At 29.6% G+C, this 24,924-nt stretch carries 23 protein-coding genes; 22 read left to right on the top strand and 1 reads right to left on the bottom strand.

Annotation, left to right across the window (positions count from 1 at the left end):
* Positions 1 to 167: 167 nt before the first annotated feature.
* Positions 168 to 947, top strand: a complete 780-nt coding sequence (gene ygiD / locus E6248_RS00945; protein ID WP_316338974.1) for a 4,5-DOPA dioxygenase extradiol — start codon at positions 168 to 170, stop codon at positions 945 to 947.
* A gap of 115 nt (positions 948 to 1,062) precedes the next feature.
* Here ygiD and E6248_RS00940 read toward each other — a convergent pair whose 3' ends face one another.
* Positions 1,063 to 1,413 (bottom strand): hypothetical protein, encoded by a 351-nt coding sequence (locus E6248_RS00940; protein ID WP_316338973.1) that lies wholly within the window; start codon positions 1,411 to 1,413, stop codon positions 1,063 to 1,065.
* A gap of 763 nt (positions 1,414 to 2,176) precedes the next feature.
* On the opposite strand from E6248_RS00940, the gene ilvN reads away from it, so the two are divergent.
* The 21 genes from ilvN (at position 2,177) to E6248_RS00835 (ending at position 24,651) form a co-directional block, all read left to right on the top strand.
* Positions 2,177 to 2,689 carry an acetolactate synthase small subunit gene (gene ilvN, locus E6248_RS00935; protein ID WP_136006958.1) on the top strand — a complete coding sequence of 171 codons (513 nt, stop codon included), beginning with the start codon at positions 2,177 to 2,179 and terminating at the stop codon, positions 2,687 to 2,689.
* Between the two features lie 177 nt (positions 2,690 to 2,866).
* Positions 2,867 to 4,462, top strand: coding sequence for a citramalate synthase (gene cimA / locus E6248_RS00930; RefSeq protein WP_316338972.1), 1,596 nt, complete (start codon positions 2,867 to 2,869; stop codon positions 4,460 to 4,462).
* 17 nt (positions 4,463 to 4,479) lie between these two features.
* The gene (gene leuC / locus E6248_RS00925) at positions 4,480 to 5,760 is read left to right on the top strand and encodes a 3-isopropylmalate dehydratase large subunit (protein WP_316338971.1); all 1,281 of its coding nucleotides are present in this window, start codon (positions 4,480 to 4,482) and stop codon (positions 5,758 to 5,760) included.
* A 186-nt stretch (positions 5,761 to 5,946) separates the two neighbouring features.
* Entirely contained in the window at positions 5,947 to 6,441 is a 495-nt protein-coding gene (leuD, locus tag E6248_RS00920; RefSeq protein WP_316338970.1) for a 3-isopropylmalate dehydratase small subunit, read from the top strand.
* 148 nt (positions 6,442 to 6,589) lie between these two features.
* Positions 6,590 to 7,660 carry a 3-isopropylmalate dehydrogenase gene (gene leuB, locus E6248_RS00915; protein WP_316338969.1) on the top strand — a complete coding sequence of 357 codons (1,071 nt, stop codon included), beginning with the start codon at positions 6,590 to 6,592 and terminating at the stop codon, positions 7,658 to 7,660.
* A gap of 19 nt (positions 7,661 to 7,679) precedes the next feature.
* A complete protein-coding gene (gene ilvD, locus E6248_RS00910; protein ID WP_316338968.1) occupies positions 7,680 to 9,338 on the top strand; it encodes a dihydroxy-acid dehydratase in 1,659 nt (552 codons plus the stop codon).
* Between the two features lie 455 nt (positions 9,339 to 9,793).
* Positions 9,794 to 11,467 (top strand): biosynthetic-type acetolactate synthase large subunit, encoded by a 1,674-nt coding sequence (gene ilvB / locus E6248_RS00905; protein ID WP_316338967.1) that lies wholly within the window; start codon positions 9,794 to 9,796, stop codon positions 11,465 to 11,467.
* A 23-nt stretch (positions 11,468 to 11,490) separates the two neighbouring features.
* On the top strand, positions 11,491 to 12,495 hold the full coding sequence (ilvC, locus tag E6248_RS00900; RefSeq protein WP_316338966.1) for a ketol-acid reductoisomerase: 1,005 nt from the start codon (positions 11,491 to 11,493) through the stop codon (positions 12,493 to 12,495).
* 84 nt (positions 12,496 to 12,579) lie between these two features.
* Positions 12,580 to 12,702 (top strand): hypothetical protein, encoded by a 123-nt coding sequence (locus E6248_RS00895; protein WP_316338965.1) that lies wholly within the window; start codon positions 12,580 to 12,582, stop codon positions 12,700 to 12,702.
* 67 nt (positions 12,703 to 12,769) lie between these two features.
* The gene (locus E6248_RS00890; protein ID WP_316338964.1) at positions 12,770 to 13,186 is read left to right on the top strand and encodes a hypothetical protein; all 417 of its coding nucleotides are present in this window, start codon (positions 12,770 to 12,772) and stop codon (positions 13,184 to 13,186) included.
* A gap of 227 nt (positions 13,187 to 13,413) precedes the next feature.
* A complete protein-coding gene (gene menA, locus E6248_RS00885) occupies positions 13,414 to 14,379 on the top strand; it encodes a 1,4-dihydroxy-2-naphthoate polyprenyltransferase (RefSeq protein WP_316338963.1) in 966 nt (321 codons plus the stop codon).
* Between the two features lie 141 nt (positions 14,380 to 14,520).
* Positions 14,521 to 14,982, top strand: coding sequence for a hypothetical protein (locus tag E6248_RS00880; RefSeq protein WP_316338962.1), 462 nt, complete (start codon positions 14,521 to 14,523; stop codon positions 14,980 to 14,982).
* Between the two features lie 100 nt (positions 14,983 to 15,082).
* Positions 15,083 to 15,346, top strand: coding sequence for a GIY-YIG nuclease family protein (locus tag E6248_RS00875; protein WP_316338961.1), 264 nt, complete (start codon positions 15,083 to 15,085; stop codon positions 15,344 to 15,346).
* Positions 15,347 to 16,572: 1,226 nt separating this feature from the next.
* Positions 16,573 to 18,399, top strand: a complete 1,827-nt coding sequence (glmS, locus tag E6248_RS00870; RefSeq protein ID WP_316338960.1) for a glutamine--fructose-6-phosphate transaminase (isomerizing) — start codon at positions 16,573 to 16,575, stop codon at positions 18,397 to 18,399.
* Between the two features lie 88 nt (positions 18,400 to 18,487).
* Positions 18,488 to 18,652 carry a hypothetical protein gene (locus E6248_RS00865; protein WP_168354943.1) on the top strand — a complete coding sequence of 55 codons (165 nt, stop codon included), beginning with the start codon at positions 18,488 to 18,490 and terminating at the stop codon, positions 18,650 to 18,652.
* Between the two features lie 549 nt (positions 18,653 to 19,201).
* Positions 19,202 to 19,984: an ABC transporter ATP-binding protein gene (locus tag E6248_RS00860; RefSeq protein WP_136006980.1), complete on the top strand. Its 783-nt coding sequence runs from the start codon at positions 19,202 to 19,204 to the stop codon at positions 19,982 to 19,984.
* Positions 19,974 to 22,025 carry an ABC transporter permease gene (locus E6248_RS00855; RefSeq protein WP_316338959.1) on the top strand — a complete coding sequence of 684 codons (2,052 nt, stop codon included), beginning with the start codon at positions 19,974 to 19,976 and terminating at the stop codon, positions 22,023 to 22,025. The genes E6248_RS00860 and E6248_RS00855 overlap by 11 nt, the downstream gene beginning before the upstream one ends.
* A gap of 14 nt (positions 22,026 to 22,039) precedes the next feature.
* On the top strand, positions 22,040 to 22,459 hold the full coding sequence (locus tag E6248_RS00850; RefSeq protein WP_316338983.1) for a response regulator transcription factor: 420 nt from the start codon (positions 22,040 to 22,042) through the stop codon (positions 22,457 to 22,459).
* 50 nt (positions 22,460 to 22,509) lie between these two features.
* On the top strand, positions 22,510 to 22,707 hold the full coding sequence (locus tag E6248_RS00845; RefSeq protein WP_316338958.1) for a winged helix-turn-helix domain-containing protein: 198 nt from the start codon (positions 22,510 to 22,512) through the stop codon (positions 22,705 to 22,707).
* A complete protein-coding gene (locus E6248_RS00840) occupies positions 22,697 to 23,716 on the top strand; it encodes a sensor histidine kinase (protein WP_316338957.1) in 1,020 nt (339 codons plus the stop codon). The genes E6248_RS00845 and E6248_RS00840 overlap by 11 nt, the downstream gene beginning before the upstream one ends.
* A gap of 149 nt (positions 23,717 to 23,865) precedes the next feature.
* Complete coding sequence (locus E6248_RS00835) at positions 23,866 to 24,651, top strand: hypothetical protein (protein WP_316338956.1); 786 nt, start codon at positions 23,866 to 23,868, stop codon at positions 24,649 to 24,651.
* The last annotated feature ends 273 nt before the right edge of the window (positions 24,652 to 24,924 follow it).

Below are 24,924 nucleotides of genomic sequence, written 5' to 3'. Positions count from 1 at the left end.
CTTGTATTTTGTGTGAATCACTTTCACAGAGTACAGGAATACCCTACTCCACCTGAAGGTTAGAAGAACTAATCCAGGCGCGTAGCAGTGCTTAGCTCCCACTTTTAGAAGGGGGAGTGTTAGCAATGGTAGCAATCGGATAAATAAAGATTTATGAGGTGATGGAAATGAATAAAAAGATGCCAGTTTTATTTTTATCTCATGGTAGTCCAATGAATGTAGTTTTAGATAATGAATATACAAGGTCATTAATAAAACTTGGACAAGAGTTAGAAATACCAAAGGCAATTATTATAATTTCAGCTCATTTTAAAACTAAAGGAACATATTTGACATATAATGAAAAACCAAAACAAATTTATGATTTTTATGGATTTCCAGAAGAAATATATAATATAAAATATGAACCATATGGTGGAAAAGAATATGCTGAAAAGATTTATAAAGAACTTAAAGAAGAGGGAGTAGAACTTACAGATGAGTGGGGACTAGACCATGCTTCTTGGGGAGTTTTAAAATATTTATACCCAAATGCAAATATACCTACTATGGAGCTAAGCTTAAATGCTGAATTAACAGAAGAGCAGCATTATAAGATAGGTAAAAAGTTAGCTAAATTTAGAGAAGAAGGAATTTTGATAATAGGAAGTGGAGATATAGTTCATAATTTAGGGGTTGCAAGTCCTGATGTTTATGGAAAGCCATATGAGTGGGCTGAAGCTTTTGATAACTATATTATTGATTCGATAAGGAAGTATAATCACAAGGCTATACTAAACTATAAATCTCTAGGAGATATTTCTAAGTTAGCAGTCCCAACTGATGAGCACTTCTTGCCTCTAATATATGTAGCAGGAGCGCAAGAAAAGGATGATAAAGTAGAAGTTATTCATAAGAGTATTCAAAATTCATCTGTTTCTATGAGTTGCATTAAGATAGGAATATGATAATTAACAGTTAACAATTTAGAGGGAATTCAGAAGCTTCTCAATTTCATTAAGGATATTAAAAAAGGTAGTAGGTTTATAAAATCTACTACCTTTTTTAATATTTAAATTTATCTTATTCTTCTATTGTTACAGCTATTTCTAGCTCCCCATTTTCTTTTATGTCATTAATTCTTATGCGAAGTACTCCTGAATATTTAACAGCAATACCTGGGTTAATTATATCAGGCTTTAAAATATAGGAGAAAGTTTCACCATCAACCTTGTTGTACATCATAATACTACTATGATCTTGTAGATGAATAGTAGAAATTCCTGTTTGTTTATTACTATTAGCTTTAAGTGTAGGTATTACTACATCATTAGCCATACTTCCTTCATAATTAAAGGAAATATCATTAATGGTCTTATCAGTATTGTTTGTAATGCTTACTACAGTAAGTTGTAGTGGTGGAAATCCGTACATATAAATCATCCTTTCTATTTTAAATTACTTTATAGTAAAGCAAAAAAATATTTCATGCTCAAAATAAACAATTAAAGAAATAATTAGTGAAAATTCCTGTTACAAGTAAATGATATATGAGTTTTGAAAACTCAAATAACAATCATATTAATCGTTTTAAATGGTATATAAAACCTTATAATTAAAGTATAAACTTATTTAATATAAATGTAAATATAGAAAAAAATAAAATATAAGGATAATAATGGTTTAGAATTAAAGTGATAAAAAAATAATAATTTTAATAAAAGAATTTCATAACAATAAAATATTAGTTGACGATTTAATAATAAAAATAGTATTTTAGTTATAAAATGGTAAAATAACTATCTTGAAAAAGTATTCAAAAAGTGATTTGACAAAGTTTTCAAAAAATTCTTGACAGTTATATAAATGGGTAGTAAAATTTTAGCAATAACAAAATTCAATATGACCTTACGATTTATAAATGCAAAGAAGGAGACCTTTATTTAGGAATAAAGTTTAAGAGAGTCCATGGTTGGTGTAAATGGATACTTTACTAAGTAATAATCACTCCTGAGCAGTATCCAGAAAGTACAATATCAATTGTATAAGTAAGCGATAACCGGTAAGCACCGTTAAAGGCAAGGGTTTGTTAGAACCTAGTGATTGTTTAATTTAGGGCGGAAGTTTATTACCACCAAAATGAGTCTATCATTAAGGGTGGTTTTTTTACACAATTTTTTAAAAGGGGGCTAAGGATTTGGAAAGACATGTATTATCTGTATTAGTTAGAAATTCATCAGGAGTATTAACCAGAGTTTCAGGATTATTTGCTAGGCGTGGATTTAATATAGACAGTTTAACTGTTGGTAGAACAGAAAATCCAGATATATCGAGGATGACAATTGTTTTAATGGGGAATGATGACGTAGTAGAACAGTTTACAAAGCAATTAAATAAACTTGAAGATGTGTTAAGAGTACACGAATTAAAGTCAGAATATTCTGTATATAGAGAGCTTGTTTTAATTAAAGTACAAGCATCGGCTGAAAAAAGAGGTTCTATAAACGAAGTAGTTAAGATATTTAGAAGCAAGATAATAGATGTTGCTCACAATACAGTAACTATTGAATTAACTGGGGATGATAGCAAGATAAATGCTTTAATAGAATTAATGGAAGACTACGGAATAGTTGAGATAGTTAGAACTGGAATAACAGCCTTAGAAAGAGGAGACAAAGATATTACTAGTTATGGAGAATACTTCAATTAATTAAGAATTGATAATGGGATAATTAATAATGAAAAATGAAGAATTAAGAATTGGGGAAACAACTTAGCAAAGCTAAGCTGTAGAAAATAAAATATTAATAATTCAGCATAGCTGAACTATATCCACAATTATTAATTATTAATTGTTAACTGTTAATTGAAAAAAGGGGGTTAAGCAATGGGCGATAGAGTCATCGAAATATTTGATTCTACTTTAAGGGATGGGGCACAGGGAGAGGATATTTCTTTTTCTCTTGAAGATAAAATTAAAGTTGCTATGGCTTTAGATAAGATGGGGGTTTCTTATATAGAGGCAGGAAATCCAGGATCTAATCCTAAGGACATGGAGTTCTTTAAAAAGATGAAGGAAATTAAGCTTAAGAGCTCAAAGCTAGCAGCTTTTGGAGCTACCAGAAGATTTAAAACTAAGGTAGAGGAAGATAGTAATATAAAAAGCTTATTAGCAGCAGAAACAGATGTAATAGTAATATTCGGTAAGGCATGGGATTTTCAAGTTAAAGAAGTGCTAAAAACTACTTTAGAAGAAAATCTAAGTATGATAAAAGATTCAATAAGCTATATTAAGAGTAAAAATAAGGAAGTTATCTTTGATGCAGAGCACTTTTTTGATGGATATAAGGAAAATAGTGATTATGCATTAAAAGTTTTAATAACTGCAAAGGAAGCAGGAGCAGATGTAGTTGTATTATGTGATACTAATGGAGGAACTTTACCATCAGAAGTAAGTGAAATAGCTAAAGAAGCTGTTAAGACTATAGGTGGGAGAGTAGGAATACATTGTCATAACGATATTGGAATGGCAGTTGCTAATTCAATAACTGCAGTTGAATCTGGGATATGTCATATTCAGGGAACTTTTATTGGAGTAGGAGAAAGATGTGGTAATGCTAATTTAACAGTAATTATACCTACATTGCAATTAAAGATGGGATATGAAGCTTTGCCTAAAGAAAAAATAGTAGAGCTTACTAAAACAGCTAAGTATATTGCTGAAATTTCAAATATTAAACTGTTAGATAGTATGCCATATGTTGGAGCATCAGCCTTTGCTCATAAGGGTGGAATGCATATAGATGCTATATGTAAAAAGTCAAGCTCATATGAACATATTAAGCCAGAAGAAGTTGGAAATGACAGAAGATTCTTAATATCTGAGGTGAGTGGCAAAAGTACAATCTTAAAAGAGATTCAAAAAGTATTCCCAAACATAACTAGAGATAGTGAAGAAGTAGGTAAAATTACAAATAGATTAAAAGAATTAGAGTATGAAGGCTATAAGTTTGAGGGAGCAGAAGGTACAGTAGAACTTTTAATAAGAAAAACAATTGGAAAGTATAAGCCTTTCTTTGAACTAAAACACTTTAAGACTATTGGGGAACAGCCTTGGAATACTAAGGAATTTACTTCTACAGCATTAATTAATGTAATAGTAGATGATAAGAATAAAATGACAGCAGCAGAAGGAGATGGACCAGTAAATGCCTTGGATAAAGCATTGAGAGAAGCTCTTGAATGTTTCTATCCACAGCTTAAGGAAGTAAGACTTGTAGATTACAAAGTAAGAGTATTAGACTCTGAAAGTGCTACAGGAGCAAAGGTTAGAGTTCTTATAGAATCCACAGATGGAATTGAAAACTGGAGTACCGTTGGGGTATCTAGAGATGTCGTACAAGCTAGTTTGATAGCCTTAGTTGATTCAATAGAATATAAATTATTAAAAGATATAGAGAAAAAATTAAAAACTTATTTTTAAAAAGGGGGACTAAAATCATGGGAATGACTATGACTCAAAAAATTCTTGCAGCTCATGCAGGGCTAGAAAGTGTAAAGGCGGGGCAATTAATAGAAGCAAATTTAGATTTAGTGCTAGGAAATGATATAACATCACCAGTAGCAGTAAATGAATTTTATAAATTAAAACTGGAAAAGGTTTTTGATAAGGATAAGATAGCAATAGTACCTGATCACTTTACACCAAATAAAGATATAAAAGCAGCAGAACAAAATAAAATGATTAGAGAATTTGTTAAGGAAAAAGATATTTCAAATTACTATGATGTTGGAGAAATGGGAATTGAACATTGCTTAATACCTGAAAAAGGATTAGTAGTTGCAGGAGATGTTGCTATTGGAGCTGACTCACATACTTGTACCTATGGAGCACTTGGAGCATTCTCAACAGGAATTGGTTCAACAGATATGGCAGCAGGTATGGCTATAGGAAAGTGTTGGTTCAAGGTTCCTTCAGCATTGAAATTTGTTTTAAAGAATAAACCAGCTCCTTGGATAAGTGGTAAAGATATAATCCTTCATATTATCGGAATGATAGGTGTTGATGGTGCATTATATAGATCAATGGAATTCGTTGGAGATGGAATTAAATATCTTTCAATTGATGATAGATTTACAATGGCTAATATGGCTATTGAAGCTGGTGGTAAGAACGGGATATTCCCAGTAGACGACGTAACAGTTGAATATTTAAAGGAACACTCAAATAGGGAATGGAAAGCTTATGAGGCAGATGAAGATGCTGAGTATGATGAAGTTTATGAAATAGACTTAAGTACTTTAAGACCTACAGTAGCATTCCCACACTTACCAGATAATACAAGAACTATTGATGAAGTTGGGGATATAGAAGTAGATCAAGTAGTTATAGGTTCTTGTACAAATGGTAGAATTTCAGATTTAAGAATTGCTAGAGATATCATAAAAGGAAAGAAAATCAAAAAGGGTATAAGATGTATCGTATTCCCAGGAACTCAAAAAATATATCTTCAAGCTTTAGAAGAAGGAATTATAAAGGATTTAGTAGAAGCGGGAGCAGTATTCTCAACATCAACTTGTGGACCATGTTTAGGTGGACATATGGGAATCCTTGCGAAAGGTGAAAGAGCAGTTTCAACTACAAATAGAAACTTCGTAGGTAGAATGGGGCACGTTGAATCAGAAGTTTACTTAGCAAGTCCAGCAGTAGCTGCTGCATCAGCATTAACAGGAAAGATTACTAATCCGGAAACTGTAGAAGCATTAATGCAGAATGCGTAATTAAAAAATGAAAAAAATGAAGAAATTAAAGAATGAAAAAATTAAAATGAAAAATTAGGGATAACTCAGGCGAGCGGAGTTATAGAAAATATATAAATTTTAATAATTCAGCGAGGCTGAATTATATCCACAATTGTTAATTGATAATTAATAATTGTTAACTATAAAAAGGGGGTTTTTAAGGAAATGGAAGCAAAAGGTAGAGTTTTTAAATATGGTGACAATGTAGATACAGATGTAATAATTCCTGCAAGATACTTAAATACATCAGATCCTAAGGAATTAGCAACACATTGTATGGAGGATATAGATAAGGAATTTGCAAAGAATGTAAAGCAAGGTGATATAATCGTTGCAAATAAAAACTTTGGATGTGGTTCTTCAAGAGAACATGCACCAATAGCGATTAGAGAAAGTGGAGTAAGCTGTGTAATAGCATCAACCTTTGCAAGAATATTTTATAGAAATGCAATTAATATAGGACTACCAATATTAGAATGTGATGAAGCAGTTAAGTCAATAGAAGCTGGAGACGAATTAGAAATAGACTTTGACAGCGGTATTATAAAAAACAATACAAAGAATCAAGAATATCAAGGGGAACCATTCCCAGAGTTTATGCAAAATATAATTAACTGTGGCGGATTAGTTAATTACATTAAAACTCAACAAGCGAAATAATGAAAGAATGAAAAAATGAAAAAGTTGAAGAATTGAGGAAATAAATAAGCGAAGCTTATTTATAAAAATTAAAGAAATTCAGATTAGGCTGAATTTCAACTAAAATTGTTAATTGTTAACTGTTAATTGAAAAAGCGGGGGAGTAAAGATGAATTTTAAAGTAGCTGTAATACCTGGGGATGGAATAGGTCCAGAGGTTGTGGAAAAAACTGTTGAAGTTTTAAATTGTGTTGGGGATAAGTTTAACCATACTTTTGAATATGAATATTTAATAGCTGGAGGTTGTGCTATAGATGAAAAAGGAGTACCACTTCCAGAAGAAACATTAGAAGCTTGCAAGAAAGCAGATGCAGTTTTACTTGGAGCTGTTGGAGGCCCTAAGTGGGATAATCCTAATGCAAAGGTAAGACCTGAACAAGCGTTACTTGGACTAAGAGGTGGAATGAACTTATATTGCAATCTAAGACCAGCTTTATTATATGCACCATTAAAGGAGGCTTCTCCACTTAAAGATAGTATTATCGGAGATGGAATAGATATATGTGTAGTTAGAGAATTAACTGGTGGTATCTATTTTGGTGAAAGAGGTAGAGAAGAAATAGACGGAGTGCCAGGTGCTTATGATACTGAAAGATATAATGTCAATGAAGTAAGAAGAATAGCTAAGATTGCTTTTGAAACAGCAATGAAGAGAGATAAAAAGTTAACTAGTGTAGATAAGGCTAATATATTAGAAACATCAAGGCTTTGGAGAGGTGTTATTGAAGAAGTTGCCAAGGATTATCCAGAAGTTGTGGTTAATCACATGTATGTAGATAATGCTTCAATGCAATTAGTTAGAGATCCAAAACAATTTGATGTAATAGTTACTTCAAATATGTTTGGGGATATATTATCAGACGAAGCAAGTATGATAACAGGATCAATTGGTATGTTGCCATCAGCATCATTAGGAGAAGGAAAGCTTGGAATGTATGAACCTATACATGGAAGTGCACCAGATATAGCAGGGAAGGGAATTGCAAATCCACTAGCAACAATTCTTTCAGCAGCAATGATGTTAAGATACAGTTTCAATTTAGAAACTGAAGCTAAGGTAATCGAGGGGGCTGTCCTTAAGGTTCTAGAAGAGGGGTATAGAACAGGGGACATAATGAGTGAAGGAATGAGACTAGTTGGAACTAATGAGATAGGAAGGCTGGTTTTAGAAAAGATTTAGAATAAGAGGTGGAATATAAATGAGGAGTGACGTTATAAAGAAAGGGCCACAAAAAGCCCCACATAGATCATTACTAAAGGCAACAGGACTTACTGATGAAGAAATAAACAAACCTTTAATAGGAGTTGTAACTTCACAGAATGATATAATAGCAGGTCATATTAATTTAGATAAAATAGTAGAATCAGTTAAAAAGGGAGTATTAATGTCTGGAGGAACTCCAATAGTATTCCCAACAATAGGAGTTTGTGATGGTATAGCAATGGGACATGAAGGAATGAGATATTCCTTAGCAACAAGGGAACTTATTGCAGATACTATTGAATGTATGGTTAAGGCTCATGCTTTTGATGCATTAGTTTTAATACCAAACTGTGACAAGATTGTTCCAGGTATGATGATGGCTGCATTAAGACTTAATATACCAGCAGTAGTTGTAAGTGGTGGACCAATGCTTGCAGGTAAGTTCAAGGGGAAAGATGTATCACTTTCAACAATGTTTGAAGCCGTTGGAGCCTTTGAAAATGGAACTATGCTAGAAGGTGATTTATGTGATATGGAAAACAAAGCTTGTCCTACATGTGGATCATGTTCAGGAATGTTTACTGCAAACTCAATGAACTGTTTAGCAGAAGTTTTAGGTTTAGGGTTGCCTGGAAATGGTACTATACCAGCAGTTTATTCAGAAAGAATGAGACTTGCTAAATATGCAGGTATGAGAGTAATGGATTTATTAGAAAAAGATATTAAGCCAAGGGATATAGTTAATGAAAGATCTATAAGAAATGCATTGACAGTAGATATGGCACTTGGATGTTCAACTAATAGCGTTCTTCATTTAACAGCAATTGCCAATGAAGCAAAGGTTGATTTAAACCTAGATATGATTAATGAAGTATCAGAAGTAACACCTAACCTTTGTAGGTTAGCACCAGCTTCAGATACTCATATTGAAGAACTATATTGGGCTGGCGGAATCCAAGCAGTTATGAAGGAACTTTCAAAGAAAGATCTTTTAGATTTAGATTGTATAACAGCAACATCTAAGACTCATGAGGAAAACTTAGAAGGCGTTGAAGTGCTTGATTACAATATTATCAAGAGTATAGATGAACCATTTAGTATAACAGGTGGCATCAGAGTATTAAAGGGTAACTTAGCGGTAGATGGAGCTGTAGTTAAGAAGTCAGCAGTTCTAAAAGAAATGTTAGTCCACACAGGACCAGCAAGAGTATTTGACTTAGAAGAGGATGCTATTGCAGCAATTCTTTCTAAGAAAATAGTAAAAGGTGATGTTGTAGTAATAAGATATGAAGGACCAAAGGGTGGCCCTGGTATGAGAGAAATGTTATCACCAACATCAGCAATAGCAGGAATGGGCTTAGATAAATATGTAGCATTAATAACTGATGGAAGATTCAGTGGAGCTACAAAAGGGGCAGCTATAGGACACATTTCTCCAGAAGCAGCTGAAGGTGGAGTAATAGGACTAGTAGAAGAAGGAGATATCATATCAATTGATATTCCAAATGGAAAACTAGAATTATTAGTAGATGATGAAGTTCTAGAAGAAAGAAGAAAGAACTTTAAACCACTACCACCAAAAGTAACTGAAGGATATTTAGCTAGATATGCGAAGCTTGTAAGTTCAGCAAGCACAGGAGCAATACTGAAGTAATTAACAATTAGCAATTAGCAATGATTAATTGAGGGAATAGCTAAGCTAAGCTTAGTTATGAGGGAATTAAGGAATGAAAAAATTAAAGAATGAAAATTTTGAGGCTATGGCTAAGTTAGCTTAGTTATTTAGAGTAATAAATAGGGTAATTAAATTTTAGCTTAATTAACTTCTTAATCATCAATTGTTAATTGCAAATTATGAATTTGAAAAGTAAAAAATTAAGAATGAAGAATTAGGGTGATAACTAAGCTGAGCTTAGTTAAGAGAGAATTAAAAAATTAAGAAATGAAAATATGAAATGAAGTAATGAAAAAATGAAAATAATGAAAGGATTAAGAAACTAACTAAGCAAAGCTTAGTTATAAAATAAAGTAATTCAGCCACATGCTGAATTACTTCAATGATTTTTTACTTTTCATTTTTAATTCTTCATTGAAAAAAGGGGGGTATTTATGTTTCTAACAGGAGCTGAGATATTAATAAAGTCTCTAATCGATGAGGGTGTTGATACTATATTTGGGTATCCTGGTGGAGCTGTTTTAAATATATATGATCAGCTATATAACTATAGAGAGCAGATAAATCATATACTAACAGCTCATGAGCAGGGGGCATCCCATGCAGCAGATGGATATGCAAGATCTACTGGGAAAATAGGTGTATGCTTAGCAACATCAGGACCAGGAGCTACAAACTTAGTTACTGGGATTGCAACGGCTTATATGGATTCTATTCCAATAGTAGCTATTACAGGTAATGTAACTAGACCATTATTAGGTAAGGATAGTTTCCAAGAAGTCGATATAGCTGGAATTACAATGCCAATAACTAAGCATAATTATATAGTTAAAGATATTAATGATTTACAAAAAGTAGTTAAAGAAGCCTTTTATATTGCTAAAGAAGGAAGACCAGGTCCAGTATTAATAGATATTCCAAAAGATATAACAGCAGCTAAAGCTATATACGAACCTATGATGCCTAAAGAAGTAGAAAGAAAAACTAAGCATATAACTGATGAAGCACTACAAGATGTAGCTAAATTAATAAATGAAGCTGAAAATCCATTTATATATGCAGGGGGAGGTATTGTAGCTTCAGCAGCTTATGAAGAGCTTAAGGAAATTGCTGAGAAGATAAATTCACCAATAGCAACTTCTCTTATGGCAATATCATCATTCCCATATGATCATCCATTATATACTGGAATGATAGGAATGCATGGAAGTAAAGCTTCAAATATATTAACAAGCAAATGCGATTTATTAATTAATTTAGGAGCTAGATTTAGTGATAGAGTTATAAATACTCAAAATCAAATAAAGCATGCAAAGGTAGTTCATATAGACGTAGATCCAGCAGAAATCAATAAAAATGTCAAGGTAGATGCCTTTGTAGTTGGGGACTTAAAGATAGTTCTTCAAAGATTAATACCACTCCTTAAAGAAAAGAAAAATGATGAGTGGTTAGCTAAGATGAATGAGCTTAAAGCTCTAAAGGTTAAGGATACTTCAGAAACAGGAGAATTAACACCAGAATTCCTATTTAGAAAGCTAAGTGAATTAGATGATGGTAGTTTCGTACTTGCAACTGAAGTTGGACAGCATCAAATGTGGGCTGCTCAACATTTTGAGTTTAAGACACCTAGAAGCTTTATATCCTCTGGTGGACTTGGAACTATGGGCTTTGGTCTTGGAGCATCAATAGGTGTACAAATGGCCAATAAGAATAAAACAGTATTTAATATAGCTGGTGATGGAAGTTTTGGAATGAACTGCAATGAATTAGCAACAGCAGCTAAAAATAAATTGCCTGTAAAAGTAATAATAGTAAATAACAATTCATTAGGAATGGTTAGGCAATGGCAAAACTTCTTCTATGAAGGAAGATATTCGTCAACTGATTTAAATGGAACTACTGACTTTGTAAAGGTAGCTGAAGCTTTTGGAGGTAAGGGATTTAGAGTTCATGAAAAACAAGAACTAGTTCCTGTACTAAAGGAAGCCTTATCTTATAAAGAAGGACCAGTAGTAATAGATTATGTGATACACAATGATAAAAAAGTATTTCCTATGGTTGCACCAGGTGCAGCTATTGATGAAATAATAAGCGAAGAAGATGTTTAAAATAATAGGGGGTTAGTAGACAAATGGCAAAAATGTATTATGAAAAGGACACAAATTTAGAATTATTAAATGGAAAGAAAGTTGCTATAGTAGGATATGGTAGCCAAGGACATGCTCATGCATTAAACTTACATGAAAGTGGAGTAGATGTTGTGGTTGGATTATATGAAGGAAGTAAATCTTGGCCAAGAGCTGAAGCAGCAGGACTTAAGGTAGCAACAGTTGCAGAAGCAGCTAAAGCTTCTGATATTATAATGATTCTATTACCAGATGAAAAGCAAGCTCAAATATATAAAAATGAAATTGCTCCGAACTTAGAAGAAGGAAATGCTTTAGTATTTGCTCATGGATTTAATATTCATTATGGACAAATAGTTCCTCCAGCAGATGTAGATGTATTTATGTGCGCTCCTAAGGGACCTGGACATATGGTAAGAAGAACTTACACTGAAGGATCAGGAGTACCATGTTTAATAGCAGTATATCAAGATGCTACTGGAAATGCTCGTGATTTAGCTTTAGCATATTCAAATGGAGTAGGTGGAGCTAGAGCTGGAGTTCTAGAAACTACATTTAAAGATGAAACTGAAACAGATTTATTTGGAGAACAAGCAGTTCTTTGTGGAGGATGTACAGCACTTATCAAAGCTGGTTTTGAAACTTTAGTAGAAGCAGGATATGCTCCAGAAAATGCTTACTTTGAATGTTTACACGAAATGAAATTAATCGTAGACTTACTATATCAAGGTGGAATGAGCATGATGAGATACTCAATCTCTGATACAGCTGAATATGGTGACTACGCAGTTGGAGATAGAATAGTAACTGACGAAACTAAGAAGGAAATGAAGAAAGTTCTTAAAGAAATACAAGATGGTACATTCGCTAAGAATTGGTTATTAGAAAACCAAGTTGGAAGACCAATGTTCAATGCTAGAAGAAAAATGGAAGCAGAACATCCAATCGAAAAAGTTGGTAAAGAATTAAGAGAAATGATGAGTTGGATTGATAGTAAGAAATTAGATTAATATAAGGGCTGCCGAAAGGCAGCTTTTTTCAATTAACAATTAGCAATTAATAATTAACGGTTAACAATTAAGGAGGTAATTCCTATGGAATTACTGAAAATAAGTTTGCTTATATATAGTGAAAGCTATGTTTCAGAAGGCTTTAATAGTATGAAAATAGATTGGAATTGTATTTTGCTGTTTTATTATAGAAATAACGGTATCTAAGTATAAATACTTGCCTGAACACTTATATGGTATAATTTGCATATATAGGGTATAAGGGGAGAATTATATGAATAAGATTAAAAAAATTAGTGTTATTGCCTTAGTTTGCTGCTTATTATTTGTTATCTTAAGTTTTATTTCACCTACAAAATTATATGGAAAATGGTATTTATATAAGGGAAGTGATATAAGATATGAGTCTGATATATCCAAACAAGTCAATAAAAAGGATTATATAGAAATATCAGGCGTAACTATAAAAGAATTTAGAAGTGATGGTAAAGATAGCGTTAGTGATTTCAGTTTAATAGGAAATAAAATATACATTGGTGATGCAATATTAAAATATGAAATAAAAAAAGTTGGAGAATATAAGGTTTTAGTTTTAAAAGAAGTAGGGTATGATAATGGTCATATGAAATATTCTATTGAAAATAGTGAGAAAAAAGCCTATGTACTTGATAAAGATATTAATTTTGAATAAATTAATAAATAGTTTTTAATTTTATCGCATATTATAAATAATTATTTAAATTAGGTTGTCTTTGTTGTTAAGACAACCTAATTTAATGTAGTAAATCAATAATTTAATCTAACAGAGCCTTTACTTAAAATATAAGTAACATAACAATGAATGGAAAGTTAAAAATACATTATGTTTTCTTTTTATTTATGTTAAAATATTAAAGTAATAAATAAGGAGGAAATTAGATGAATATTAAAAGCTTTTTAAAATTAGTAGAAATTCAAACAAAGGTAGCAAGCGTGATTCCTTTCTTATTAGGAACATTTTATGCATTATATAGATTTGATACTTTTAATATGAAGAATGCAATTATAATGTTTTCCTCAATGATAATATTTGACATGACTACTACAGCAATAAATAACTATATGGATTATGCTAAAGCCATAAAAAAAGAAGGCTATGGATATGAAACTCATAATGCAATAGTAAGCCATAATTTAAATCCAAAGGTAGTTAGAGTAACTATTTTTACTATGCTAATTATTGCAGCAGCTTTAGGTCTATTATTAGTTAAAAATACAAATATAATAGTTTTATTAATTGGAGCTATATCATTTGTTATAGGAATTACATATTCTTTTGGACCTATCCCAATTTCAAGAACACCTTTTGGTGAAGTATTCTCAGGACTAGCTATGGGCTTTATAATAACATTCTTAACTATTTATATTCACGTATTTGATGCTGGAATATTAAATATAAGTTTTAATGACTTAAGCAACATAAATATAAACTTTAATATTATAGAGTTAGTAAATATATTCTTAATAAGCTTATCTCCAATAATGGGAATATCAAATATAATGCTTGCAAATAATATATGTGACATAGATGAAGATATAGAAAATAAGAGATATACACTTCCAATATATATTGGAAAAGAAAATGCCCTAAAGCTATTTAAGTGGCTTTACTATATTGGATTTATTTCAATAGTAATAGGTGTAATTACTAAATCTTTACCTATTATTTCTTTAGTTACATTGCTAATTTTAAAGTTTGTTCAAGGAAATATAGATAAGTTTAACAAGATTCAAACTAAGAAAGACACATTTATACTAGCTGTAAAGAACTGCGTTATTACTAATTTAGTTTATGCATTAACTATATTAGGCGGAGTGATAATGCAATTAATAATGAATAAATAAGTAGGTACTTGTTTTAAGTTACTGAATGTAAAGACTAAAAAACTCTTTTTAGAGTTTTTTTCATTTTATATGATATTTCTCCACTACATAATTTCTGAAATAAGAGAGAAGATAATTATGTAGAAGAAAGGAGGAGCTAAAATGAAAAAATTATTAATAGGAATGTTAATAACTTGCAGCTTAGGACTAGCAGCTTGTGGAAAAACTAATACAGAGACTCCACCAGCTAATAATGATGGTACAGGAATGACAGATGGTACTAATCCTGGTACAAGTAATTCCAATACTCCTGGAACAGTAGTAGGTACAGATATTGAAAAAGCTAGAAAAGATGCAGAAGATTTATACACAGATTTTAGAAGTAAAGTAGAAAATGGTGTGGATAAAATAGATCCTGCAGAATGGGAAACATATAGGACAGAATTTGAAAATAAGATGAATAGTATGGGAAATACAATAGAAGATGCTTCTTTGGCAAGTACAATGGAGTATATGAGAAATTTATTCAACGAATATGATAGATCTATTAGAGAGAATACAGAGATAGCTAAAGATAAAGTTGAAGAAATGAAAAATAAAATAGAAGAGTCTTTTAAGAAATAGGCAAAAGATAGGTTATCTTAAGTATTAGTGTTTAAGATAACCTATTTTTAAGTTATAATTTAATTATTAGATTATAAGAAAAATTAAACTAGGTGATAAAATGAATTATGTTTATATATTGAAATGCTCAGATAATACTTTATATACAGGATGGACAACCTCTTTAGAAAAAAGGCTTAAGGCTCATAATAGTGGAAAAGGAGCAAAATATACTAAGCCTAGGCTTCCGGTAGAAATAGTATATTTTGAAGAATTTCAAGATAAGAAAGAAGCAATGAAAAGGGAGTATGCTATAAAGCAGTTATCAAGAGAAGAAAAATTAAATCTAATAAATGGATTTAGCAAAGAGATTAAGGCTAATTAAATGAAAGCAACTATAGGAAGATAAATCCTATAGTTATCATATTGATGTTAATAATGAAAACTCAGCTTATGCTGAGTTCTTTTTATAATTATGAATTATATATTATTAATATCTATTGGATATATGTCTAGACATCTACATGTATAGTTGTTAATAAGAGTAAACAAGAGAAAAAAGGAGTAATATAAGTTTATTTCATTAAAATAGTGAAAAATAATTAAATTTAACTATAAATGGTTGAATTTAAGAAAAAGTGTGCTAAAATTAGTGTAGATTTTAATTTTAGTTGCATAAACTGTACTACAAATTAAATGATAAATAAGAAAAGGAGGATGGGCAAAAAATAAAGCGCCAGAACTTAAGTGAGCCTCTAAATCTTTGATTTAGTACGGCGAACTTACTCAGTGAGTGGACACGAGTCGAGTTTCCTTTAAAATCCCAAATCTACGATTTGGTTGGTGGAACTTACTCAGCGAGCGAACGCGAGTCGAGTTTCCTTTTAAGATTCAAATCTATGATTGAATTGATTAGGAGTTTCTTTTAGGCTATAAATTATGGTTTATATAGGCGAACTTAACTGAAACTATAAAGCTTGTTTTATTAAGTTGAAGTTATGTAGAGTATAAAAATTAAAATGAAATGAGAAGGAAAACCGATGATAATTCAAATTTCAATTTAATTAAGTTCGTCTATTTAAATATAAAATTTGAATCTATATAGGAATTTAGAATGGCTGAGCAAGTTCGACTGACCAAATATAAAATTTGGAGTCAGAGAGGAAACTCAGCAAGGCTGAGTAAGTTAGATTAGCAAATCAAAGATTTGAAATCGGAGAGGAAACTCAGCACAGCTGAGTAAGTTCGACTAGCCAAATCAAAGATTTGGAGTCTCACTTAAGTTGACGAGGTTGGGGAGTTATCGATACTTCGGCGGGTGCCCCACGGTATTACACACTACCGTTAACGGCTAACAAATCTATAAGGTGACTTATAGGACAATATTAGCTTGGTGTTAAAACCTTCAAGGTACTATTACAGAATGAAAAATGAATAATTAAAAATGTAAAATTAACGAAGGAACTCTTTAAAGAGTTTCTAAAACTAATATGTTTATTGGCATTATATTAATAAGCATAGTTTACATTCTACATTTTTAATTTTGAGCTGTTGTAATAGGACCTTAATTTAGAATGAAAAATAATAGACAATGGAAGGAAGAAAAATATAATGTGTGGAATAGTTGGATTCGTAGGAAGAAAAGAAGCATCTCCTATATTAGTTGAAGGATTATCTAAGTTAGAGTATAGAGGATATGATTCAGCAGGAGTTGCAATATTAGAAGATGGAGAAATAAAAGTAAAGAAATATAAAGGAAGACTTAAAAACCTAGAAGAAAATTTAAATGAAAATCCATTGAAGGGACATATAGGAATTGGTCATACTAGATGGGCAACTCATGGAGAACCATCAGATATTAATTCACATCCTCATAGTAATGGAGATGTAACAATAAGTGTTGTTCACAATGGTATAATAGAAAATTATATAAAGCTTAAAGAATGGTTAAAGACTAAGGGATATACATTTTGCTCAGATACAGATACTGAAGTAATTCCTAACTTAGTAGATTACTATTACAAAGGTGATTTATTTGAGGCTGTAACTAAGGCAACTTCAAAGATGGAAGGAAGCTATGCAATTGGTGTTATTTGTAAAGAAGAGCCTGATAAGATAGTTGCAGTTAGAAAAGATAGTCCATTAATAGTTGGAGTAGGAGAAGGTGAATATTTTATAGCTTCAGATATTCCAGCAGTTTTAAATCATACTAGAGAAGTTTATTTATTAGAAGATAAAGAATTTGTAATTTTAACAAAGGACGGCGTAGAAATAAAAACTGAAGATGGAGAAAAAATAGATAAAGAAATTTATCATGTAACTTGGGATGTCGATGCAGCTGAAAAAGGCGGATATGAGGACTTTATGTTAAAAGAAATACATGAGCAGCCAAAAGCTATAAAAGATACTTTAACATCTAGAGTTTTAAAGGATACAAAAGTTCAATTAGATGATATTAATCTTACAAAAGAAGAATTAGAAAACTTCGATAGAGTATTTATAGTAGCTTGTGGGACAGCCTATCATGCTGGATTAGTAGGAAAGACAATTATAGAAAAGTTAGCTAAAATACCAGTTGAAGTAGATATAGCTTCAGAGTTTAGATATAGAGATCCATTAATAACAGAAAAGTCATTACTAATAGTAGTAAGTCAATCAGGGGAAACAGCAGACACATTAGCAGTATTAAGAGATGCAAAGAAAACGGGAGCTAAGGTTATTGCTATAACTAATGTTGTAGGAAGTTCAGTTTCAAGAGAAGCACATCATGTTCTTTATACTTGGGCAGGCCCAGAAATTGCAGTTGCATCTACTAAGGCATATGAAACTCAACTTATAGCAATGTATATTCTAGGAATATATTTTGGAGAACTTAAAGGAACGTTAAATAAGGAATTATCAGAAGAACTTAAAGAAGAATTATTAATATTATCTGATAAGGTGAAAGAGATATTAGATAAAAAAGATGAACTTCAAAAATATGCTTCAAAAAACTATATGGATAAAGATTTATTCTTCTTAGGAAGAGGATTAGATTATGCAGTTGCATTAGAAGGTTCATTAAAGCTTAAGGAAATATCATATATTCATTCAGAAGCTTATGCAGGAGGAGAACTTAAACATGGTCCAATTGCATTAATAGAAAAGGGAACACCTGTAATTGCATTACTAACTGAAGATAAATTAAAAGATAAGATGATAAGTAATATTAGAGAAGTAGTTACTAGGGGAGCAAGGGTTTTAGCAATAGCAAATGAAGGGGACAAAGATGCTAAGGAAGTATGTGATGATGTGATTTATATTCCAAGAACTAATTCACTACTAACACCAGTATTATCAGTAGTTCCACTACAATTAATATCTTATTATATGGCAAAACAAAAGGGGTGCGATGTAGATAAGCCACGTAACCTTGCAAAATCAGTTACAGTTGAGTAGTTTTACATTGGGACAAGCTTTCTTAATTTAATAAAAATAACCTTGGAAAATTAGTTACAATTGAGTAATTATATGAGGAGAGATATAAATGAGAGAAGAAACAATTAAAAAATTATTAGAAGAATATAAAGAAACTAAAAAGGCTTTAGAACTTGGATTAGATTGGCTTAATGAAAAGGACTATGCTAAAGGAAAGTTAGATTTAGTAAATGTTATAATTGCTGATTTAGAAAAGTTATCTAAAGAAGTTTAATAATAAGTATAATATAAGGCTGCACACTCTCACGATTGGTGAATGAGTGTGCAGTTTTTATTAGTCATGAGCCTAGGTATTTTAATTAATTTTAGAATATCTAGGCTTTCTATTTTGGGGTGTAATATAAGAAAAAATAAGATAAATCCTAATATAGAAGGTATGATATAAAAGTTATACTCTTAGGCAATAAGAATTAAATATAAATTAAAAAAGCTGATATTAAGTTATCTATTTTACAATTAAAGTATATTTTGGTAAAAATAATATTGTATAATAATATTAATAGATCAGTCTTATGGTAATAAATAATAAGGGTTAAAGATTTAATTATAGTGAGTTTTTATTTTAAGAATGTTCTACACAAAATATAAGTTAATCAATAATGTACTATAGATAAAGTGGAACTAGGTCTGAACGTATTTATAATAAAGATACTTTTAAAAGAATAATGTACTATAGATAAAGTGGAACCTTACACAAAGTGTAAGTTTTAATTTACACTACTCTTTATTAGAATTAGATATATAAAGAGCAGGAGGAGAATAAATGAATATTAATGATAAATTATTAAAAGTTGAAAATATTAAGAAGGTGTACGGAAGTAATGAAAGTAAGACTGAAGCTTTAAGAGGAATTACTTTTGATGTTCTACCAGGTGAGTTTTTAGGAATAATGGGGGCTAGTGGATCAGGTAAAACAACATTACTTAATTGTATTTCAACTATGCTTAGGCCTACATCTGGTAAGGTTTTATTAAATGGTGAAGATATTTGTACTTTTAAGGGAAGGAAATTAGCCGATTTTAGAGGGAATAAAATTGGTTATTTATTTCAGGATTTTGAGTTGCTAGATAATTTAACGGCTAAAGAGAATATTATTTTGCCTTTGTCTATTCACAATATTAGTTATGAAGTAGCTAAGGAAAAGTTGCTTAAAATAGTTAAACAATTAGATATCGAATCTATTTTAAATAAGTATCCAAATGAAATGTCAGGAGGGCAAAAGCAAAGGGTTGCCGCTGCTAGAGCTTTAATTACAAATCCAGAAATTGTATTAGCAGATGAACCAACAGGAGCTTTGGATTCAAAAAATGCTAAGTCTTTAATGAGTAAGCTTGAGATTATAAATAAAGAAAATGAATCAACTATTTTAATGGTTACTCATGATGTTAATGCAGCAAGTTTTTGCTCAAGAATTTTATTTATACAAGATGGAGTTATTTTTCATGAACTTAGAAGAAACAAGGAAAAAGAGAGTCAAAGTGATTTCTATGAAAGAATCTTAATGGTAATGGCTCAATTAGGAGGAGGAAGTGCAAATGTTCTTTAAGCATATTTTCAAAAATGCAAAAAAGAGTAGAAAAGAAAATGGACTTTACTTTGGTTCTTTAATTGTAGCTATAGTATCTTTTTATGTTTTACTTTCTTTAGAAGATCAAGATGTAATTAGTTTTTTAAGAACTATGGAAAGTGATGCAATTCAAAAGCTAATGATTTTAATTAAGCTTGTATATGTATTATCTTTATTTTTCCTATTTTTCTTAATATATTTTTCTAGTAGATATCATTTAGAAAGAAGAAAAAAAGAATTTGGAATGTATCAGATGTTAGGTATGAGAAGAGGAAAAATCTTTGGATTACTTATGGGAGAAACAATATACAATAGTTTAATTTCTCTTTTAATAGGAATACCAATAGCTTTGTTTTTAACGGAATTAATAAGTTTAGCTACTATAAAGATAATTGGAATAGGAATTATAGGACATCAATTCAAATTTTCATATACAGGCATAATAGGAACTGTTATAGGATTTTTGTTGGTACAAATTATAGCTATGATTTTATTAAGTATTTCTATAAGTAAGAAGGAACCTCTTGATTTAATAAAGAAAGATAGCTCCAAAAAGCAAGTTATTTCTTCTGAAAAATCTAGATGGATTTATTTAATTATAGGAGTCATTTTACTAATAATAGCCTACCTAGTTGCTATTTTACTTTTGAAATCTTTAAATTTAGTTGTTGCTATTATAGTTTTAGTTACAGGAATTACTGGCACTTTTATGTTCTTTAAAGGAATTAGTGCTTTAATTGGAAATACGTTAAATAAAAAGTCAGAGAAATCTAGTGGTTTATTTACATTTACAATGAGACAAATTCAAGAAAATATATTTTTTGAATCAAATACTTTAGCCTTTTCTTCTTTATTAGTTTTATTATCAATGATATGTATTGCTTTTGGCGCTTCTGTAGCTATATCAAATCAAGATAATACTAATAGAACAGTAGATTTCTCAATAACAGCTTCTGAAGAGGAAATTAAGGAAACTATAAATACCTTAGATTTAAATTCTTATGTAGAAAATTATTATCCTGTCTATTTAGATAGTATGAGAGCATCACTTAATTCAGGGGATAATGAAGTATTAGAGTTCTCTTGGGAAGGCTTTAGACAGAAAATAGAAAAAATGCCTGAATCAAAGAGTAAGAAGATAATATTGCAGTATTTAACAACTGATAATTATCCGTATATAATTTCTTTAGAATCTTTTAATAAAATGAGAGAAGCATCAGGAAAAGAAAATCTTATTTTAGAAAATAATGAAGTTGCCTTTTATTCTAATTCAGGATTTTACTCAGAAGATTTTATAAATGAAGTTTTAAAAGAAAATCCATATATTATAATTCAAGGAGAAAAATATGATTTAGCTAAGGAGTATTATATAGATAACATTGTAGCTGATAGAGCAATAACTCTTTCAAATGCTCTTATTGTTTCGGATGATTTATATAAGAATCTTATAGGAAATACAGACTATCCAATTTGGAATTTAAATATAAATAATAATTTGGTTGAAGAGAAAGGATTAATGCAAGCTATAAGTGAAGTTAATGAAATTTTATCTGAAAGTGGATTACAATATGAGAGCTATCTACAAGGTATGGGAAGAAATCTGTTTTATATTGTAACAGGTAGTTATTTAACTTTATATTTAGGAATTATATTCTTAATAATAGGAAATACAATGATTGGTATTAAGTTTTTAATACAGCTTAGCTCTACAAAAGAAAGATACGAAATCTTACTTAAGCTAGGAGCAGAAAAATCAGAGGTATTTAAGTCTGCAAAATCTCAAGTAAGAATATTTTTTGGATTAGTTATAGGAGCTTCTTTAATAAGTTCAATATTTGGAATATGGGCAATGTTTAATAGTTTTTTAAATGAGGAAAGTAAAAAGCTTTTAGTATATATTGGACCAATAGCTTCTGTTATAATTATTATGTTAGTTATTGTAGAACTTATTTATATAAAAATAATTGATAGAACAAGTTATAAAGAAATAAATTCATTAAATGTTTTTGATAGGGGCTGAGTATTTTGGAAAAGGTGTTAATAATAGAAGATGATTTATATATTAGAGAAGAGCTTGAAAGTATTTTTGAAAAGAGAGGATATGTAGTAGAAAGCATAACAAATTTTAATAATACTTTAGAGGATATAAAAAAATCTAATCCAGATTTAATAGTTTTAGATTTGAATTTGCCAGGAATGTCTGGGTTTGAAATATGTAAATCATTGAAGCAAAGAACATCCTTTCCAGTTCTTATACTTACATCTAGAAATCAAATGAAAGATGAGTTACATGCATTAGATTTAGGTGCAGATGATTATTTAACCAAGCCTTGTCATCCAGATAGAATAATTGCAAGAGCAGATAAAATAATTAAGATGTACGAAAAAATTATAAATAATATTTCTGTTGGGAATTTGATTTTAGATGAAAAAATCTACCAAGTAAAGTATTAGAAAATTCTGTTATACTTCCAGAAAATGAAGGAAAGATACTTCGTAATCTTATGATTAATTATCCCAAAATAGTTAAAAAGGAAGATTTATTTATTGAACTTTGGGGAACAAAAGATTTTGTTGATGAAAATATTCTTCAGGTTAACATGACAAGACTTAGAAAAAGTTTATCAAAAATTAATTTAGATAATGTTATTACAACAATTAGAGGGATTGGATATAAATTGGAGGTTATAGATGAGGAGTAAAATTAAAAGTAGTTTTATAGAATCAGGAATATGGATTTTTCTTCTTATCTTAACTAATTTATTTTTTATATTTATGATGTGGTTAGTGTCTCCAAATAATTTTAAAGTTTTAGTTGGATTAATGGTTCTTTTTACCTTAATAATTATCTTAGTTGGTCTGTTTTTTGAAGGAAATAAAATAAGCAATCAGGAAATTTATTTCGAAAGATTTTTAAATGAACCTAATGAAGAGAATGAAGCAAAACTTTTGAATATCTTTAATGAAAATTATATAGATTCAATAAAAAATATTGGTGATAAATTAAGAAGTTTAGAAAAAGAAATTAAGGAAAATGAAGAAAAGTATTTAGAACATGAGGATTTAATAGAAGGTTGGATTCATGAAATAAAAACCCCGCTTCATCTAGGAACTCTATTACTTGAAAATAGGAAAGATGAAATGTCCCCTTTAGTATATAAAAGGTTTAATCATGTTATTCATAGAATTAGTATTGATTTGGACTTGATTTTATATTATGCAAGACTTCAATCTTCACATATAAATTTTAAACTTAAAAAAGTTGATATTAATGAAATTACAATAGATGTAATAATAGATTTAAATAGCTTAATTAAAGAAAACAATGTAAGCTTAGAGGTAGAAGTTTATAACAAAAATGTAGTTACAGATGAAAAAACTATGAAGTTTATTTTATCTCAAGTTATAGAAAATGCTTTAAAATATTCAAAAGATAAAGATAAATATATTTGGATAAAATCAGGAATATATAAAGAAGATGAGAGAATCTATCTTGAAATTAAAGATAATGGACTTGGTGTAGAAAAACAAGATATACCATTTATTTTTGATAAAGGATTTACAGGGAATTATGATAATATAAAGAAATCAACAGGGATAGGATTATATTTAGTTAAGAAATATTGTGACTTAATGAAAATAGATATAGAAATTGATTCAATAATAAATAAAGGTTTTTCTATAAAATTTATTTTTCCAAATGTGAAATAATAGTTTTTTGGTATATTAATCTAATTAATAATTTAAATTAAACTTTATTGAAAAAGTATACTTTAAAATGAGAGAAAAGCAGGATTAAAACATGGTATTCTTAAAATATTGATTTTATTAAATTAGTAAATATAGAGAGGAATTAATACATGGAGTTTTTAAAAGAATTATTAATTATAACTATATTTGAAATTGTATGCCTAGTAGGAGCTATTGTTGTAGTTGGATTTATATTAGGATTTTTTAGAGAGAGGTCTATTAAAAATTTTTATAAAGCTTTTGGAAGAAAATCTATTTATATAACAGGGTTTATAGGTGTTCCTATACATGAGTTAAGCCATGCAATAGTAGCTATTATTTTTAGGCATGAGATAACAGAAATAAAGCTTTTTCAACCTAATAGTGAAGATAATACATTAGGATATGTAAAACACAGATATAATTCTAAGAGTCTATATCAACAAATAGGAAACTTTTTTATAGGGATAGCTCCTATTTTAGGGGGAACTATTTCTATTGGTATTCTAATGTATTTTATAATACCAAGTGGATATAATGGTTTTATGTCAACTATACTTAATAATATTAATCAGGTTAACTTAGTTAATGTGATATTATCATTTAAAGAATTAACAAAGCTAATATTTACATTAGATAATTTTAAGAGTGTAGAATTTATGATTTTTATATTATTAGCAATATGTATATCTTCTCATATATCATTAAGTAAAGCAGATATAAAAGGAGCTAGTAAGGGTCTTTTTAGTATGTTTTTAATGCTTATGATATTAAATTTATTAGGAATAACAAAATATATATCATTAAATATGATAATAAGCTATAACATGTTAATTATAAATATTCTTTTTATAGCAATAATATTTTCATTCATAACATATATGATAAGTTTAATTATAAGCTCAATTTTTAAATAATATTATTTATGCTACTATTGTTATGATAGGTACATTATTACTATTTATTTTGAGAATGAAACTATAGATTGTGGTTGATAGTAACTAGGTTTAACTATTGATAAAAATTATTATGTAAAGGATAGTGACTATGGTGGAAATGGAATAATAATTTCTGAAGATAATGACATTACATTTATAATTAAATGGAATGGAAAAGAAGAATGAATTATATTAAAGGCACAATAGAAATATTAAATTTGATTAAATGATAGTTTGGTGTATTTGAGAGAC

This window comes from Clostridium sp., assembly GCF_032552055.1.
Taxonomy (GTDB): domain Bacteria; phylum Bacillota; class Clostridia; order Clostridiales; family Clostridiaceae; genus Clostridium.
This window is presented reverse-complemented; position numbering and strand designations above follow the sequence as displayed.